Origin of the sequence: Mycoplasmopsis cynos (assembly GCF_900660545.1) — a bacterium.
Taxonomy (GTDB): Bacteria; Bacillota_I; Bacilli_A; order Mycoplasmatales; family Metamycoplasmataceae; genus Mycoplasmopsis; species Mycoplasmopsis cynos.
The window spans coordinates 838136-856093 of sequence record NZ_LR214986.1; the positions used below are offsets into that span (position 1 = coordinate 838136).

The 17958-nt window shown below is 24.0% G+C and carries 11 protein-coding genes and 5 tRNA genes; 4 read left to right on the top strand and 12 right to left on the bottom strand.

All coding sequences use genetic code 4. From position 1 onward, the window contains the following. Positions 1-117: 117 nt before the first annotated feature. From EXC48_RS03780 to EXC48_RS03815, 7 genes are all read right to left on the bottom strand, one after another. Positions 118-3159 (bottom strand): hypothetical protein, encoded by a 3042-nt coding sequence (locus tag EXC48_RS03780; protein ID WP_129720891.1) that lies wholly within the window; start codon positions 3157-3159, stop codon positions 118-120. A gap of 1121 nt (positions 3160-4280) precedes the next feature. Next, the gene (locus EXC48_RS03785; RefSeq protein WP_129720893.1) at positions 4281-5786 is read right to left on the bottom strand and encodes a hypothetical protein; all 1506 of its coding nucleotides are present in this window, start codon (positions 5784-5786) and stop codon (positions 4281-4283) included. A 365-nt stretch (positions 5787-6151) separates the two neighbouring features. Beyond that, positions 6152-6586, bottom strand: coding sequence for a hypothetical protein (locus EXC48_RS03790; RefSeq protein WP_129720895.1), 435 nt, complete (start codon positions 6584-6586; stop codon positions 6152-6154). 616 nt (positions 6587-7202) lie between these two features. Next, a complete protein-coding gene (locus EXC48_RS03800; protein WP_129720896.1) occupies positions 7203-8534 on the bottom strand; it encodes an MnuA family membrane nuclease in 1332 nt (443 codons plus the stop codon). A 106-nt stretch (positions 8535-8640) separates the two neighbouring features. Beyond that, the gene (locus EXC48_RS03805; RefSeq protein ID WP_041593824.1) at positions 8641-9513 is read right to left on the bottom strand and encodes an MAGa7180 family putative nuclease; all 873 of its coding nucleotides are present in this window, start codon (positions 9511-9513) and stop codon (positions 8641-8643) included. A 15-nt stretch (positions 9514-9528) separates the two neighbouring features. Next, positions 9529-10161: a hypothetical protein gene (locus EXC48_RS03810; RefSeq protein WP_129720899.1), complete on the bottom strand. Its 633-nt coding sequence runs from the start codon at positions 10159-10161 to the stop codon at positions 9529-9531. Positions 10162-10291: 130 nt separating this feature from the next. Next, the gene (locus EXC48_RS03815) at positions 10292-11128 is read right to left on the bottom strand and encodes a PTS glucose transporter subunit IIA (protein ID WP_129720901.1); all 837 of its coding nucleotides are present in this window, start codon (positions 11126-11128) and stop codon (positions 10292-10294) included. Positions 11129-11369: 241 nt separating this feature from the next. Here EXC48_RS03815 and EXC48_RS03820 point away from each other — a divergent pair, with 241 nt between their 5' ends. The 4 genes from EXC48_RS03820 to EXC48_RS03835 all read left to right on the top strand — a co-directional run bounded on the left by EXC48_RS03820 (position 11370) and on the right by EXC48_RS03835 (position 16840). Further along, positions 11370-12521: a restriction endonuclease subunit S gene (locus EXC48_RS03820; RefSeq protein ID WP_129720903.1), complete on the top strand. Its 1152-nt coding sequence runs from the start codon at positions 11370-11372 to the stop codon at positions 12519-12521. A 480-nt stretch (positions 12522-13001) separates the two neighbouring features. Then, positions 13002-15098, top strand: coding sequence for a PTS fructose transporter subunit IIABC (locus EXC48_RS03825; RefSeq protein ID WP_015287612.1), 2097 nt, complete (start codon positions 13002-13004; stop codon positions 15096-15098). Next, entirely contained in the window at positions 15098-16006 is a 909-nt protein-coding gene (locus tag EXC48_RS03830) for a PfkB family carbohydrate kinase (protein ID WP_129720905.1), read from the top strand. The genes EXC48_RS03825 and EXC48_RS03830 overlap by 1 nt, the downstream gene beginning before the upstream one ends. Before the next feature lie 105 nt (positions 16007-16111). Next, a complete protein-coding gene (locus tag EXC48_RS03835; RefSeq protein WP_129720907.1) occupies positions 16112-16840 on the top strand; it encodes an MAG0110 family membrane protein in 729 nt (242 codons plus the stop codon). 533 nt (positions 16841-17373) lie between these two features. On the opposite strand, the gene EXC48_RS03840 is transcribed toward EXC48_RS03835, so the two are convergent. The 5 genes from EXC48_RS03840 to EXC48_RS03860 all read right to left on the bottom strand — a co-directional run bounded on the left by EXC48_RS03840 (position 17374) and on the right by EXC48_RS03860 (position 17824). Continuing rightward, positions 17374-17460: transfer RNA gene (locus tag EXC48_RS03840), tRNA-Leu, on the bottom strand. 45 nt (positions 17461-17505) lie between these two features. Continuing rightward, positions 17506-17581: transfer RNA gene (locus EXC48_RS03845), tRNA-Thr, on the bottom strand. A gap of 3 nt (positions 17582-17584) precedes the next feature. Then, positions 17585-17660, bottom strand: a tRNA-Val gene (locus tag EXC48_RS03850). Between the two features lie 5 nt (positions 17661-17665). Further along, positions 17666-17741, bottom strand: a tRNA-Glu gene (locus tag EXC48_RS03855). 8 nt (positions 17742-17749) lie between these two features. Beyond that, positions 17750-17824: transfer RNA gene (locus EXC48_RS03860), tRNA-Asn, on the bottom strand. Between the last annotated feature and the right edge of the window lie 134 nt (positions 17825-17958).

Consider the following 17958-nt stretch of genomic DNA (forward strand, 5'->3'; position numbering starts at 1 on the left):
ATATAGTTATATTTATACATTATATTTGATTTTGTTTAGATAAAATTTCATAAATTTCTTACTTTGATGATATAAAATCTGATCCGTTAACAGCTTTATTTAAATTACTTTTCAAATTTACATTTTGCTTTTTAATTTAGCTAATGATATTTTGGACTTAATTATATTTATAGCAATTTCATCTAGTTTTACTTCAATTTCTTTAAATTGATTTAATGAATTTAATTCATTGGAATTAATTTTTGTTATTATATCCTTTATTGTTTTTGCAGATGCGTCATCTGGAAAATCTAAGTTATTAGCTTTATTAATTAAAAATATTTTATAATCACTAATATTAGCAAAATCAAGAATTTTTTTGACTTTATCGTATGAATCAGTTGTATCTAAATCGATTTTACTAATAGCATCATTTTTTGCTTTTTTACTTATAAAACTTAATAAATTAATTTTTGTTTTAGCTTCGTTTTTATCGGATTTAATAGATGTTTTAAAAGCCTTATCAAATTTTTCGAATTCATCTGAATTATTAGACAAAAAACTCGCCTTATTTAACAAAATGTTTAAATATTTTCTTCTTTTTGGTGAAACATAATTTATCATTATTTTTCTTTCATTTATCATTTTGATTAAATTATCATATTTATTTGCGATTTCCCTTATTTTTGTCAATTTATCTGATTCATTCAAATTTTCTTTTTGAATCTTTAAAATTCTAGCTAATATTTCTTTTATTGCTGGTGCATTTTGTCCATCTGGATATGGTAATGTATTCGTTTTTGCAATAATTCTTTGAATTTCATTATTTTTAGTACTTGCGCTAAATATAATAGCCTCATTAATAACTTTTTCTATCTGTTCTAAAGCATCAATTGATGAAGTGCTTATATCAATGAGCTGTTTGGTAAATTCTTTAACCTTCTTAGAATCATTAAGTTTATTAATAAGTTCTAAACCATTAATTTTTCTATCAATTAATCTTAACTCAATAATATTTTTATCACTTTTAATTTGTTTCATTAAATCCATAGCACCTTCACGCGCTTTAGCTTTTTGATGTCAATTAGTAAGTATTTTAGATTTTTCATCATCATATAAACCAGAAGCAACTGAAATAATATCGTTTAATTGATCTTCAGAAACAGATAAATCATTAGCTTCAATAATTAAAGAATCATAATCATCTAAACCTCTGATTTTTTCAACCTCATTTATAGCATTATGTTGAACATTTCTAATAATTTCATTTGCTTTATTTGTTGCATTAATAAGCATTTCCTTTGTAGATTTAGGATCATTTAAAGTATTCAATAACATAAATCTTTCAAAATTAAAATTTGATAATTTATTAATGGTTTCAAATGCTTTAATCTTTTCATACTCTCCATTTAACAATTGCATTTGAACTTCAATTAAGTCAATATCTGATTCAGTTTTTGATTTAGACAATTCATCTAAAAGTTCTGCTTTAATACTTTCATCTTTTAGTTTTAATATTTCATCTCTTATTTTTTTATTTTTATCATTAATATTTTTTTCTACATTATTAATGATATCTACAAGTTCAAAAGGTTTAAGATTTATAACTTCTTTTTGTTCAAGCTTACTTCTTGATTTATTGTTTGATTTATAAATTGCCTGAATTACTTTTTGTTGTAGAATGTTTAAATAAATTTCTTGATTTACTTTTTTTTCAACTTCATCAATTTCTGCTTTTGTAGCACGGTGAACTTTACCAAATAGTTCATTCTTTTTACTTGAAAATAAATCAGAATTTTTTATTTTATTGTTTAATGTATTTTGGATATACATTAAAAACTTACTTTCATTCTCATTTTTAAGTTTTAAAATAATATTTTGTTTTATTTTAAATAATTCTTTTGAGTTTTTAATAGCATTGATTTGTGAGTTAAATTTATTCTTAGTATTTATATCTGAAATTGAATTAGATAATTCTAATAATTCTTTTTTATTAATTTCCATAACTTCATCAGTTTCTAAAACTCATACAAATTTATAAAAGTTTTGAGCATCAATAAAAATATTTTCATAATCATTTTGAGTTTTAGCATTCATTAATTTCTTATTCAATTCTTCTTTTTTAGCATCTTTTTCATCTAATAAGAATATAGCTTTTTCAGCATTAGATTTAAGGTTATTTAAAAAATTTTCAATAGTATTAATTGCTTCTAATACATCAATCGGGTTCTTAACTTTATTGTAAACATATGTAAATGAATTTTTAAGTTCTTCACCATTTTTTAACAAATTAAGCAAATTTCCTAATTTAATCTTTACATTTTGACTTGATATTGCTTCATTAATATCGAACTCAATTTTATTAATTTTAGAAATGTCCTTGGTATTTTTAAGTAGATTTTTTAATTTAACTTTTTCAGTGTCTTTTAAATTTTTATCAGAATCAATTTTAGATTTTAAAATTTCAATTTTCAAAAGAATATATTCCTTTTTACTTGATTTTAATAATTCTTGTTCAATTTTATCTTTGATTGTATCAATTTTATCAATATCATTCGCAGAATTAAATTTAGTCATTAAAACATTTCTCTCATTAGAGTCTTTGACTTTATCAATTCATTTTTGAGTTTCTATTTTATCTAATGATATATTTCTACCCTTTTCAATTACTTCATATTTTTTAATTTTTTCTTGCATCTCTAATCGTCTATGTCAATTTGTAACATTTTTAAGATTATTTTCTAGCTTAGAACGTAGTACAGTTGATTTAAGTTTTTTAATTCCATTGATTAATGAACTTTGTTCAAAGTTATATTGTTTTTCAATTTCTTTTAATTTACTATTTAAAAAATCATAATTAGTCTTTGAATATTTCTCAAATTCGCTATTTTGACTAATTTGTTCAACTTCTCTACGGTATTTATCTAAAATTAATAAATTTGAAAATTCTAAAATTTTGTTCTTAATAACTCTATACTGATTAACAAGTTTAATTTCATCACCATGTCTTTGAATCTCTTCATTTGGAATTTTATCAACTTGATTATGATTAATTTCATTACCAGTTTCTTGTTTTTGTTTATGTTTTAGATTATTTGAACATGATACAACCCCAAGTGATGTTGATAATACTAAATTTAATCCAATAATGAAATTTTTTTTCAAAATATTTCTTATCATATATTCTTTTACCTAAATTTTTAACTACGAGTATTACTTAATAATAATATAACATTTTTTATTACTTTTTAGTAATTTAGTGGCAAAAATTTTAAAAATATAAAAAAATTTTTAATACTTGTATTAATGTTTATAAATATCAAAATATGATGCTTTAATATAGACAAAATATTTTTTTATATACGAACTTATAAAAAAATACAAGAAAAAATGCAATTTTTAAACAATACATAATATAGACAAAATTAATAAAAAATCTGTTTTTTGATAATATTTAAATAAAAAAGTGATATTTTACTTCTAATAATAAAAAATATCATAGACAAAATAATCTTTAACTACCATATTAAATTTTTTCATAAACTTTATCAGTTCTTTTTTAAAAATAATGTCAATAAAAATATCATTTTTTAAGCAATTTTATCTTAATTACGCTCGACCTTTTTATACTAATATTAATGCTTTTAGACTTAATAAAATACAACTTAACCATCTAATTTTGTCTATATTATAAAATTCAAAAAACTGCTATTTATGATTAATATGACTCTTTATTTACTTTTAAAGATATACAAACTTCAAATAGATAAAGCAAAAAACAAAACAAATATATAAATGCTAAAATAACAGTTAGTAAAATGGAAATATTCAAGTTGAAAATAATATTAGATCATAATTGATAAATAATTAAAACAAATGCACCTAATGAGCCAAATGTAAAACTATTGAATGTAATTAGGTTAAATTTCTCGATTTTTCATTCCTTAGTTCTTTTATATATCTTATAAGGTTCTTTTATTCTTGTATATAAAATGATTAATGTAAAAAAATTTCATAGAAGAAAAATAATAACTTGAATAATAAGTAACTTCATATATTAATTATAGACCAATCAAATTTTATAAACAACATTTTTGTTTTATGATTTTTGATCTCAATATGAAATAATAGGTAATACTAATAATTCCAGAAAAAAGCATAAAATATTAAGTAAGATTATATTCAAAAACAAGATGAAGTAGAAAAATATTCGGATTTTGTCCGAATATTTTTCTACCTTACTTTTTACAGAAAAAACTTTTAAGTTTTCAGAAAGAGAGGTATTTTAAAAAATAGAAATATTATAAGCTAGTTTTTTTAACAATATTCATAGCTTCTATTTTTAATTGTTCCAACTTTGTAAAAATTTCACTTGCTTTAGTTTCAGAAATGTTCTTAATTTTTTCTTTAAATTCAGCTTCTTTATTATTTTTCTTAGCTTCATCAATAACTTCTTTTACCTTAGGAGCAATTTTTTGAATTTCCGCAATTAATAAATCAACTTCTGTAAGTTTAGTAGCTTTTTTAACAAGTTCAACTAATTTAGCATTTAATTCAGTAGGTTTTTCTGTATCTGAATATTTAACTAAGTCGATATTCAAATTAGCGGCTCCTTTTGCTATTGAAATAATTGTTTCGGACATCTTATTTACTTTTTCTTCTAATTGATTAATATTCAAACCAGGATTATCTTGATTTTTTTGGTCAATTTCAGAAATTCCAGATTCTTTAATAATTTCGTCTTTTTTAGCTGTTTGATTCATTCTTTGATAAATACCATATTTATCAATTTTATTTTTGAAACCATTTCTTCTTATGGTTTCAAAAATATGTCAAATGAAACGACTTTCGGTGTATTCCTTGTCATGATCATCATTATAAAATTTAGCTAAACGACCATTTAAACCTTTTTTTCTTGCGTCATTATATTCAGTACCATTAAATTTATCACTATTAATAATATCTTTATACTTATTAAATTTTGCTTTATATTCATCAGTTATTACTTTTGAAACATCTGTTGCAGACTCTAATGTATTTAATTTTGCTTTAAAATAATTTTTCGCAAGACTATTGTACTCATCTTTTTTAGTTTCTGGATCTGGTTCAACTGGTCTAGCATTTTCAGGAAGTTTACTAAAATCAAATAACTCGTCAATTTCTTTAATTTCTGAATTTAATGCAGCTGCTAATTCATTAATTTTTTTAGCACCAGCTTCATATGTTTGGATAGTTAAAGCTTCAACCTCTTTTTTTAATTTTTCTCTTGTTGCTTTTGAAGCTTCTTTATCAGGATATTCTAATGATTCTACTTTTTTACTTAATTCAGTTTTAGCTAATGGAAAAGATTCAGCTTTAATGTTAATTAAAGTTTCATAATTTGTAGCTGATTCAATTTTCTTTATTAATTCAGCTTTTTTAGTTTCATCTGATATAACTTCGATAGATTTTTTCACTTCTGCTTTTGAATCTTGTAATAATTTGTTTGCTTCAGATTTTGCTGTGTTTAACTCTTCTTCTGTTACATCTGCTTTTTCTAATTTTGCCTTTAAATCATTATATTTTGGGTGATTTTTTAAATTTTCAACAGCTTCAGAAACTTCTTTTTTAAGCGCTGTTAAATCTTTTTTATCACCTTGTTCTGATCCACTATTTTCATTAGAACCTGGATTATTTTCACTAGCTCCGCCATTATTTTCAATTTCTTTAGACTTTTCTGTACGTGAGCAAGCTACAACACCAGCACCAATTAGTGTTGTGATTGATAATAATCCAAGACCACTAAAAATCTTTTTATATTTTTTCATTATTCTCCTTAATACTTAAAAATTGTTAAAATACTTATTAAAATAAGTCTTTTTAATTAAATTAGCTTAATTCGAATATGAAGTACAAACAAAATTTTATTGATTATCACATTTAAATTTCTTATAATTCAATGACAAAAAAGGACAAGATCTTTTTTTTTTTTTTTTAGAAAAAATATAATAAAATGCAAAAATGACCCATTTTTGCATAATAACTATTAAAAATATTTCAATTTATTTTAAAAAAATAGGATTTTTAGCTTAATTATTTTTAGTAAAAATATGTGAATTTTCATTTTTTAAGCATTTATATAAATAGCAAAAAAAGAACAAGCTTATTTGTTCATTCAATAAAAGCTTGTTGATTAATTTTTAAGTGCTTTCGAAGCTTCTGCTAAAATAGCTTGACGTTCTTGGAATGTTTTTGCATTTTTCAAACGATTTTTTAATGTATTTTTAGTTATTGGAGATTTGATCTTTTTAATTGCGTCATTTATATTTTTTTCTTCTTTTTTAAATTCTTGTATCAATTCTTCTTTTAATATAGATAAGCTATTTCAATTTTCTTTTGTGTATATTTTGGCGTTATTTTTACTAAGAAAACTATTTGCATTTTTTCTTATTTTTTCTGAAATTGTCTTTTTAGATAATAAAATAACATCATTTCTTAAATTACTATATTCTGTTTCATAATATTTTTGAACTATATTATGAGAAGCTCACCCTGTTATTCCTACCGAAACGGCAATTAATGGAATTGATAATGATAAAACAATTTTATTTATTCTTTTCACTTGCATTACCTTTCTTATATATATTTTAGTTAATTATATCAATTTTATTTAAATTTATTTTATTGTTTAATAAGATAATTGATGTATGAAATAACCTAGATTTTTATACAGGGTAGTAGAAGAATTAAAATGATTTAAGACTCAAATCTGATGGTTTTAGAGATCATTACAATACAAGAAATAATAAATTAATTTCAGAACATATTTTTTAAATCAAGAGAGTAAGAAAAATGGCAATTAAGCCATTGATCTTGTGATTAATGAAAAGGAAAAAAATAGAAATTATGTTGTATTTAATTTAAAAAGATTGCCTTTGTATTTTAATTAATGTTTTATTAAGATAGTGAAATAAATTCCATTAATGAAATGAACATAAAACATTTAAGTTTTTTTATATGCAAGTACCAAAATAAATGCTTGCATATCAAAAATTGTCGTTACAAAATTAACATTTCTTTACAAAACTCATTTTATGTGCTTAAAATCTTTGATAGAAAGGTATTATTTTAGAACTAAAATACAATTCATTATATTTCATACTTCTAAAATAATATAAAAACAACAATCAAACTGTTATTGAATGTTGTTTTAGTATTAAATTTAAATAAAATTAGATATTAAATTAGACCTTTACTTTTATTTTAACTAAAGTATGATCAGAAACTTTTTTAACCAGTTTAAAAGGGTCAAATTTTTTACCAGTAGATTCTTTTTCTCAAAGTTTTTTATATTTTTCTTTATCAAATTTATTTTTAAATGCTTCAACAATATCATATTTATAATCTTCTTTATTTACTTGATCAACCCTATTATTTGGATCGTATACAATAAATTTGTCATATGCTTCAGAAAATCCTTTTTTGTTTTTTGAGTATCTTGTCCCTAAACTTGAAGCATAATAATTATGTAATTCAGATTGAGATAAATTTGTATCTTGATATCCAGATTCAAGACCAAATTGCTTAATAATTTGCTCACCAAAATTTAAATTCTTGGTTTTAATATTTGTATCACCATTAAATATAACTACAGAATCAGGATACTTTTTCTTTAACTCAGATACTAATTTAATTGATGCAATAAATTCCTTAACTTCTTTTTCACCTTGTGTTGCTCAGTTATAACCATTAATATTACCAGCTTTTTGTTCGCCAGCTTTTGCTTTAGCTCCTGGTGAATCTAAATGTGCATCTACAATGTAAATTGAATTATTCTTTTTATCAATAAATTTCGATACTCATAATGGTCTAACAAATTCTCCACCATCATAATTTCTTATAATACTTTCTTCAGTAGATAATTGTATATTTGTTAGTTTATTTTTATCATATAAAATTGCAAATTGTTCTTTTTGAGACTCATATTTATTTGAATAAATATTATCCGGCGACTTTAATAATTCATAGTTTTTTTTGAAATCGCTTAAAAGTTTTTCCTTAATTAAATTAACAGATTCCGCAGCGCCATAATTAATTTCTTGCAATGAAACTAAGTCTAGATTATTATCAGCAATTACCTCGGAAATACCTGTAATTTTTACTTCTGATATTGTTTTTTTACTTTTGTTTGATTGCCCATAATTCAAAATATTTCAACTTCCAAAAACTAAATAGTCATTAGAATCTAATCCTAATTCCTTTTCGACATTTTCTTTTGATTTACCTGGTGTATCTGTTTTTGGATCAGTTTCTTTTTTATCATTTATTTTCTTGGATGTATTTGCGTTATTATTATTATTATTAATAATATCACTTGTGTTATCAGATTGACTAATATTAGGTTTTACTTTTTTGGTTTCGCTTAAACTTTTATCAGCATCTTTTTTCTTAGTATCCTCGCTAATATGTTTAGTTGTATCTGTAGACTGTGTGTTTAATTCACATGAAGTCGATGAAAAAGCTAATATTGGTGTAACACAACTTAAAATTTTAAATAATAGTTTCAATTTTTTCATATTAATATTTTACAACAATTAATCTATACATCATAAAAATAGGGAAATGTTTCCATAAATATTTTTCAAAAAATTCAATAAGATAATATCTTACTGAATTGTTTCTTTATGGCATTGCATCCGGATCTGCTTTACCAATAGCTTTTCACTTTTCTAATAGTTCAATTCACTCTTGCTCATTTGAACATGCTAAATATTCTAAATCATCTGCATTGGTGCTACGATTAAATTTTGGCGAGGTATTACTTTTGGTATAGTGTTCATATCATTCTTTTACTAATTTTATATCTTCTGCTACTTCAAGCTTATTCACATCAAAAGAATAAGTTTTCATTCTTCTTTGATATAGATTAACAGCTTCTGGATTTAAATAATCATTAATTCCCGCTTCTTCATCCTCTTTTAAAAAAGCTGCGACAATTGCATATTTGTTCACATCACAATTAAGCTTTTTACTCATTAAATAAGCATACAATTGTGCTTGCTTGCGATAAGAAGGATCTACACCATTTTTTTCTCATAAATCATATTTTTTTTCACCAGCAGTTTTAATTTCTAAAATAGTTTTTTTACTTGGAATATATCCATCAGGTACACCACTTATTACATCATCAATCCCAGAAAAATAATCATAACCAACATCGGCAGCTACATAATTTTGAATTTCTAAATTCTTAAATTGAGATCTAAGTACATCGAAAATTTTGGGCTCCAAAATTGAACCAGCATTAATATATTTCTTACTTAAAACAGGCATTTTTATTTTAGCAATATGACAATATGCTTTAAATTCACTTTTAAAAATATCACCTTTAATTAGAATATCCCCAACTGAACTACCACCAATTTTTTTAAATCCAGTTCATTTTGAAAATGTTAACAATTCCTTATGAAATTCAGGTTTTAAAATGATAACTGAGTTATTTCAATCAATTGTATAATGAACATTATTGTAGTATTTTCTAGCAACTTTCATAATTAAATTATATCATTATTACTTTATGAAGTCTCTTATTATTGTATCAGCAGAAGCATTAACACCATCAAAATTTGCTTCTCAATTTCTGTCAATTAAAGTATCTTGTGGAATAACATAATCAAATACAAATGCAAACTTATCAAAACTAATTTCAGTTGAATTATCATCAACTCCATTAACGAATTTCTCTGCATCCATAAATTTTTCAATTCTGATAGATACAGCTTTTATTTCGTTGCCTTCTGGATTATTTTCATTAAAAGTTTTTATATTTTTAATGAAATAATCTAATTCATTTGGAAAGCGCAAATCATCAATTAAAAATAAACTTGATTTATTATTTTTAATTGATTCATCAATAATTTTAACTATCTTATCAAGCACTTTAGCGCATCATATATTTGCATCAATATTTCTTCCTACTTCTCCCATAGATATTCATAAAGGTCTAACAATTTCTTTATCTTGCCCATCTCATTTCAACTTATTCAAAATTGGTTTAGTGATATCTTTTATAGGTTGTGCAAAAGATAAAACATGAATATTATCACCAAACATTTTCGCACATTTTTCTTTTAATTTTTCTGTCAAAAGCCCTTTGCCACTTCTTCTTTTGCCGTTGATTAATATAATAAAGTGTTTATTCATTCTATACCTCTTTCTTATAATTTAGTTGTAACATTTATTATAATAGAATTATTTTAGAAATTAAGAAAAAAACGATTTTGAATTAAAAACTTCAAAATCGTCCATAAAGTATTAATGTAAAATAACAATTTTATTCAAGCTCAAATAACTCAACACCTCTTTTAGCATCGACTGAAAGATTTTTTATTTTATTCAATAAAGATGATTCAGTAGCGCAAATTATAATGTGTTTATCAATATTTTCATTTTCAAATTTCGCAAGATCCAATTCAAATAAAACTTCACCAGCTTTAACTTCTTGGTTTGCTTTTACTTTTGCTTCAATACCAATTCCGTCTAATTTATAACTATTTAATCCAAGAACCATAACAACTTCAACATGTTCTTTTGAACTAAATATTAATTGATTTTTATTTGCGGTTAATAAAATAATTTTACCATCAAAAGGAGCAACAATTTTGTTATCTTTTTCAAGTAAAATCGCAACACCTTCACCAACCATATTATTTGAAAAGATTCCATCATTTAATTCTTTTAATGAAACAATTTTTCCTGATGTCGGACTTAAAACAACTTGTTTAGATGTTTTTGAAGCATGACATTGAGTTGCATTTGTTTGTTTAAAGTCTTCTTTATTAATTTCTGATGAATCTTTGGTTATTAAATGTGCAAATTTTTTAATTTCTGTATTTACATTTTCTGCATTCTCTTTTAGCTCAACTCTAACGTGGTTTATTTCACTAAAAATAGAAACATTTATAGCACCAAGTTTTAAAAATAACTTTTCATCTATTAAATCGGAATTTTTTAAATCATATCTAAGCTCTGAAACGCTACAATTAAATCCTTTTATATTTTCAATTCCTCCAAAAGCCTCAATTAATTTAATAACCTTTTCAGGAATTTTTTGACCGCAAACACAGCCATAAACAATTTTACATTGACATTCTTTTTTACAATTACTCATATGAAAATCTCCATTCGTATTAGACTTTTATATTTTACCAAATTAAAATAATGAAAATTTTATATTTTTTTGTTTTTTTTGTCAAAATAAATCTTTTTATTTTTTAAATTTTTTTGGTTATTTTCACATTAATAATAAAAATATAAAAAAATAACAAAAAAAAGTATTACAATAAAATTAATAATATTAAAAGTAAATTATAAATAAATAGAAAGAAGATGCATGATTTAAATCATCTAAAATGATTGAGAGAATTACTATAAAAAAACTAATTGAAACACCTCAAAGAGGAAAAACAAAACGAACTTCCATTTCTAATAAGGGCGAATTTCCTATATTTTCAAGAAGAAGTTTATTAAACTATGTCAGTGAAGGTTATTCAAATAATTATGATTTTAATGGAAAATATTTAATTTTAACAGCAAATAATGAAGAAAAATTGGAAATTTATTATTATCAAGGAAAATTTTCAGTTTCTAATGATTGTTTAGTTGCTCGAATAAAAAATAATGACCTTCTAAAATCTAAATTTATTTATTATTGACTTGAAACAAAAGTGACTAAAATGCAAACAAAAGTAAATTTCAAAAACAACCTATTTAAATACATTAAAAACTTAAATATTCCAATTATGCAAGCAAATTTTCAAAATGACATTATTAATGTCTTAGATGGTTTTAATAATCTAATTTATGAAAAAATAAAATCATTAAATAATCACAAAAATCTAGAATTTACAAAAGAAATATTCACACTACAAAGATTAACAAAATTACTAAAACCAGGCGAAAAAATTCAAACTAAAAAATTTTTTGAAGTAGTTATATGTGATCAGGACTTTTCAAACATCGCTTTATTAAAAAGACCAAAAATTATAAATTACATAAAGAAAAATGAGTCAAAAATTAATGAAATTAAATGCGATAATTCAAAAGTAAGGTTTATTTGTAAAAATGATATCTTTAACATCAAAGAAAATAAATTAGTAAATGAAGTTTTAAGTGACTCAATAATTTTTTTTAACATAAATGAGCAAATAGATTTTAAATACTACCAAGGGAAATTTATTCCTGGTGATATTAATATAATTAAATCAGTAGATAATAATTTTTTAAGACATAAATATTTATATTTATTATTAACAACTAATAAAGTAAATATAATTTCTAATTATTTTGATAAAAAGCAAAATAAATTTAATTTAGATAGGCTTATGGATTTTGAAATATTTATTCCTCCTCTGAGAATACAAGATCTTTTGATAAAAACAATGGAAAAATATTTCCCTATACACATTGATATTTTGAAAATCCTACCAAAAGAAATTGAGAAGTTAATGAATAATTATCATAATTATAGAGATTTACTATTTTTATTTGATAATGAAAAATAAGTTGCATTAATTAAAATATCCAGATAATTTCTGGATATTTTAATTAATAAAACGCTATGAAATAGCGCTTTAAATAATCTTACACAATTTAAATAAACAATCATTATCAATCTTTAAGTTATAAGGAAGAAAAAAATAAAATGATATCTAAAAGCAATGTATGAAATATATACTATTATTGAATCGGGATAAAAACTAAAAATATATAATTAACATAATTGATAATGACTTATTAATATGATGTTTAGATCTATGCATCTAAACATAAATATTATAGTCCTTTTTAAATAGCATAGACAAAATTAAATTAAACATTCATAAAAAAATGAAAATTTCCATAATATAAAAAACTATTTATAATTACGAGAAAAAAATAATATGTGAAAATTTCCACATTTTTATAATAAGTTCTTTATTTATTTTTCTAAGATAAAAAATAAAATATTATTATAGATAAGATTTTTATAGAAAGGAAATGATATGCAATTAAGAGATTTATTTCATGAAGATTTAATATTTTTAAATAAAAAATCTCGCACAAAAAAAGGTGTTTTAAAATTTTTCTCAGATGAATTATTTAAAAAAGGTTATGCAAATAGCTCATCTAAAGTTTTAAATTTATTTCTAAATAGAGAAGAACAAGGTTCAACTGGTATTGGCGATAAAATTGCAATGCCTCATTTGGGCGATGATGCAATTTTAAAAAGTACTTTAATATTCGCAAAAGTAGATAATTTAGATTGAAACTCAGTTGATAATCAACCTGTTTCTTTTATTTTCGGTATTGCTTTATCAAAAGATAAAAGACAAGCAGGGCACATTGAAATTATTCAAAAACTTTCGACTTTATTAATCAATCCTAACTTTGTCATTGAGCTTAATAATGTCACAAGTAAAGATGAATTTTTAAATGTTATTAAAAAATATGAAACAATTGAAGATCAAAAAAATGAACAAGTAGTAAAAGAGCTGACTAATCAAAACCATTATGATATAGTCGCTGTCACAGCGTGTCCAACTGGAATAGCTCATACTTTCTTAGCTAAAGAAAAATTAATTGAAGAAGCTAAGAAAATGAATATTTCCATTAAGGTTGAAACTCAAGGAACAGAAGGAATTCAAAATAAGCTTACACATGAAGATATTTTAAACGCAAAAGGTGTTTTATTAGCAACTGATCGTGAAATTGAAAAAGATAAATTCGCCGACGCTACCAATGTTTTAGAAATTTCAACTCAAAAAGCTATTCATGATGCTAGAACACAAATTCAAGCACTTTTAGATAATAAAGGTAAAAGACTAAAAATAGCAAAAGGACAATCCTCTTCTTCAGATGGTGAAATGACATTTGATGGTTTTGCTGGTAAAATGCGTCGTTCATTAATGTCTGGTATTTCACATATGCTTCCATTTATTGTTTTCGGAGGTATATTAATAGCATTAGGATTTTTAATTGACATTATTATTGCATCAAGTTCAGGTGTTGATATTAATTCAAAAAACTTCCTAAGCACATTTGGATTTGGGCATCCAGTAGCAAAAATTGTTTTCGATTTAGGAAAAGTAGGCCTTAGTTTTGCTGTTCCGATTTTGGCAGCTTATATTGCTTTTTCACTTGTGGGTAGACAAGGATTGCTGCCAGGATTTGTGGTTGGAGCAATATCGAGCGGTACATTAAGTGGATCATATGGATTTTTAAAAAATGCAATTGCTAGCTCTGGTGTTGCAGATCCTGATAAATTCTTAGGAACTGGATCAGGATTTATTGGTGGAATTTTTGGTGCATTCTTTGCTGCTGCAATGGTAATTGTGTTTTCAAAATATATTTTTGGAAAATTACCAAAATCATTGCAAGGAATTAAAAACATTTTATTTATTCCGCTTTTCGGGACATTAACAATTGCTGTTTTATTTTGAATAGTTAATATTGCTTTAATTTTTATTAATCTTGGATTAGTTTTATTCTTACAAATTTTTGAAAATAGAAGAGAATTAGCTTGAATACTCGGTTTAATTCTTGGTGCTATGATGGCAATTGACCTTGGTGGACCAATTAATAAAGCGGCTTATATCTTTGGTACCTTAACTATCGCAAATGGTCATTCAACTATTTCGATGGCGGCTGTTATGGCTTCTGGTATGGTGCCTCCACTAGGAATTTCATTATCAATGTTTATTAATAAAAAATTATGAACCAATGAAGAACTTGAATCAGGAAAATACTCAAATATTTTATTTGGTCTATCATTCATTTCGGAAGGAGCAATTCCATATACAGGTAGAAACCCAAAAGTATTAGTTCCTTCAAACATTATAGGTGGGGCTGTTGCAGGGATTGTCTCTGCTGCATTAGGAGTTAATATTATTGCTCCCCATGGTGGAATATTTGTTAGCTTTTTAGCTAGAACTGACTTATTTAATGACTTTGCACTTAGCGCTGGTTTAGGAATAGTATTTTGAATTTTAGCAATTATTATTGGGGCTATTACACAAGCAGGGGCAATTATATTGTTTAGTCACTTAAATAAAAAATATCCAAATTGAACAAAAATATTTATTAAAAAGAAAAGAGCATAATGATTTATACTTTAACATTATCTCCCTCTGTTGATTTATTAATAAAGTCAGATGATTTTGAATTAGAAAAAGTAAATAGATATCATGATTTTGAAATTCTTCCTGGTGGAAAAGGATTAAATGCTTCAATAGTATTAAAAAGACATAACTTTGATAATGTTGGAATTTCATTATTTGATTCAAACACTTTCTTAACTTTTACTAAACTTTTTAATGATGAAAAAGTTAATATTCATAACATTAATGCATCATCAAAAACTAGAATAAACATAAAATATTATGGAAATAAAGAAAGTTTTGAGCTTAACGGACCTAAAACTATTTTAAATGATCAAATTAAGTCAAAAATTATAAATAAACTTAAAAACTTAGTATCAGATGATATTGTTTTTATAATGGGAATTAGTGACGAACTTTTTTTAAAGGAAATTCTTTTATTATTAAATCAAAATAATGTCAAATTCATTTTAGATATCGACACTCCTAACCTTAAAGATTTTCTAGTTTTTGAGCCTTTTTTGATTAAACCCAATCTAGATGAATTGAAAAAGAATTTTAATTTTAGTATTAATAATGAAAAAGAACTTATCAATTGTATGAAAACTCTTCAAAATTTTGGAGCAAAAAACATAATCGTATCTATGGATAAAAATGGTTCATATTTATTAACAGAATCAAACAAATTATATAAAGCTTCAATTCTCAAAAAAGTTGATGTTATTTCTGCTACCGCTGCTGGTGATACTATGGTTTCCATATTTGCTGCTAATTATTTAAAAACAAATAATGCTGCTGAATCATTAAAACTAGCTAGTTCAGCAGCCGCTGGTACAGTTAATTCACGTTGATTAGGAGATTCATTAAAAACTAAAAAGTTTTTAAGTTATATTAATGTTGAAGAATTATAAAAAATAATTAAATCTCAAAAAGGCGCTTAATTAATAAGCGTCTTTTTGAGATTCATAAATTTAAATAGTTTTATAAAGATTCAAAAAAATGTATAATAGTTAATTATGAATAGTTTAAGATTTAATTTTCAAAAAGAAAAAACTAAAAAAATTAATTTATTTTGAGGTTCTGTATTAGGAATTTTCACAATTGGAATTTTAGGTTTTTTTGTAGCGATGTTTGGGTTTTTACATTTATTAAATAATGTAATTGAAATATCAACATTTGCAAAAAGGTTGTTATTTATTCCTGCTGCAATTGGGATTATTATAATTTCAATAACAAGAAGACCGCCAGGACAAAGAACAAATATAATAACGTCTATCTTCTTATTTATTTTAAATATAGCAATATGGTCATTTTTTTCAGCACTTATCGTTGATATCATAGTGTCATCTGCAATTAATGATTTTGATAGTAAAAGTTTATTATTTTCAGCATTAATTCCACTAATTATTATGGGTATTTGTGCTGCATTATCATTTTTAAATGTTTTTACTGTTGCTAGATTAAGTGTTTTAATTTCAGTTTTATTTATTGCATCTATAATTACATTTTTAGTAGCTTTTTTTGTATATAGAGCTTACTTTTGATTATTAGTTATTGAAGTGGTTCTTTTTAGCGTGGTTACTATCTGAAACTTTAAAATGTTCAATACTGAATTACAAAACTTTAATTTAGATGATAATAGTGAAATATTGAAAAAGAGTATATTTTATGGATTAGAATTTTTAATTTCATATTTTAATCTCTTTATCATTATGCTAAGACTAATATCATTCACAAGAGATTAAATCCTTCCAACTTCAAAATAAACAAAAAGAAATCACTAGCAGAGTGAAACACTAGTGATTTTTTATAATAAATAAAAAAATATAATAAAATATAGAACTATTTTTAACAATATAATATAGGAAGATTATATATAAAATTAATATTATTTAAGATTGTTATTATATTATGAAAGTAAAAATTTAATGAATGAAAGCTAGACAGTTTAAGTATAAAAAAGATGTGTAAGAAGAAGGAGAGAAAAATAAATTATACATTTTGAAAACTATTATATTGCTTTCACACAAAAAGCCCTATTTTCAAGGACTTTATTATATGAATTTTAATGAACACGACATTTATACAAATAAATGGTAATTATTAATTTAATTATGAATATAGTCAAACAATTTCATAAAATAATAACAAATAAGATCAAATATATTTTTGATATATATTTGTAAAAGTAAATAAGAGATAGATTATTAAGGGGATTAATAAAAATCTCTAAGGATATAAATAAAATAAAAATGTTTAAAAAATAAAATTAAAAAAGTGGTGCGCGAAGAGGGACTCGAACCCTCATGCTGTTTAAAGCACTAGAGCCTAAATCTAGCGTGTCTGCCAATTTCACCATTCGCGCTAGTTGATAATTTGTGTGTGTCCGCATTAAAAAAGGCACACAATATGGTGCCGTCTATAGGACTCGAACCTACGACCTACTGATTACAAGTCAGTTGCTCTACCAACTGAGCTAAGACGGCATATGGTGGAAGATAAGGGACTCGAACCCATGACATTCGCCTTGTAAGGGCGACGCTCTCCCAACTGAGCTAATCTTCCAAAAATGGCAGTCTGTACGGGGATCGAACCCGTGCATGCATGGATGAAAACCATGTGTGTTAACCGCTTCACCAACAGACCAAATATAATGGCGCCGATTATTGGGATCGAACCAACGACCAACTGGTTAACAGCCAGCTGCTCTACCGCTGAGCTAAATCGGCAATTTCTATTATGTGCCTATATATTATAGCACCTTTTTATAATATCAAAATATTTTTTGAGATATTTAGTTTCTGTGTGTTTTCGTCTTTTTTAGATCTAAGAAAATTATAGCATTAAATAAAATTAACAATAA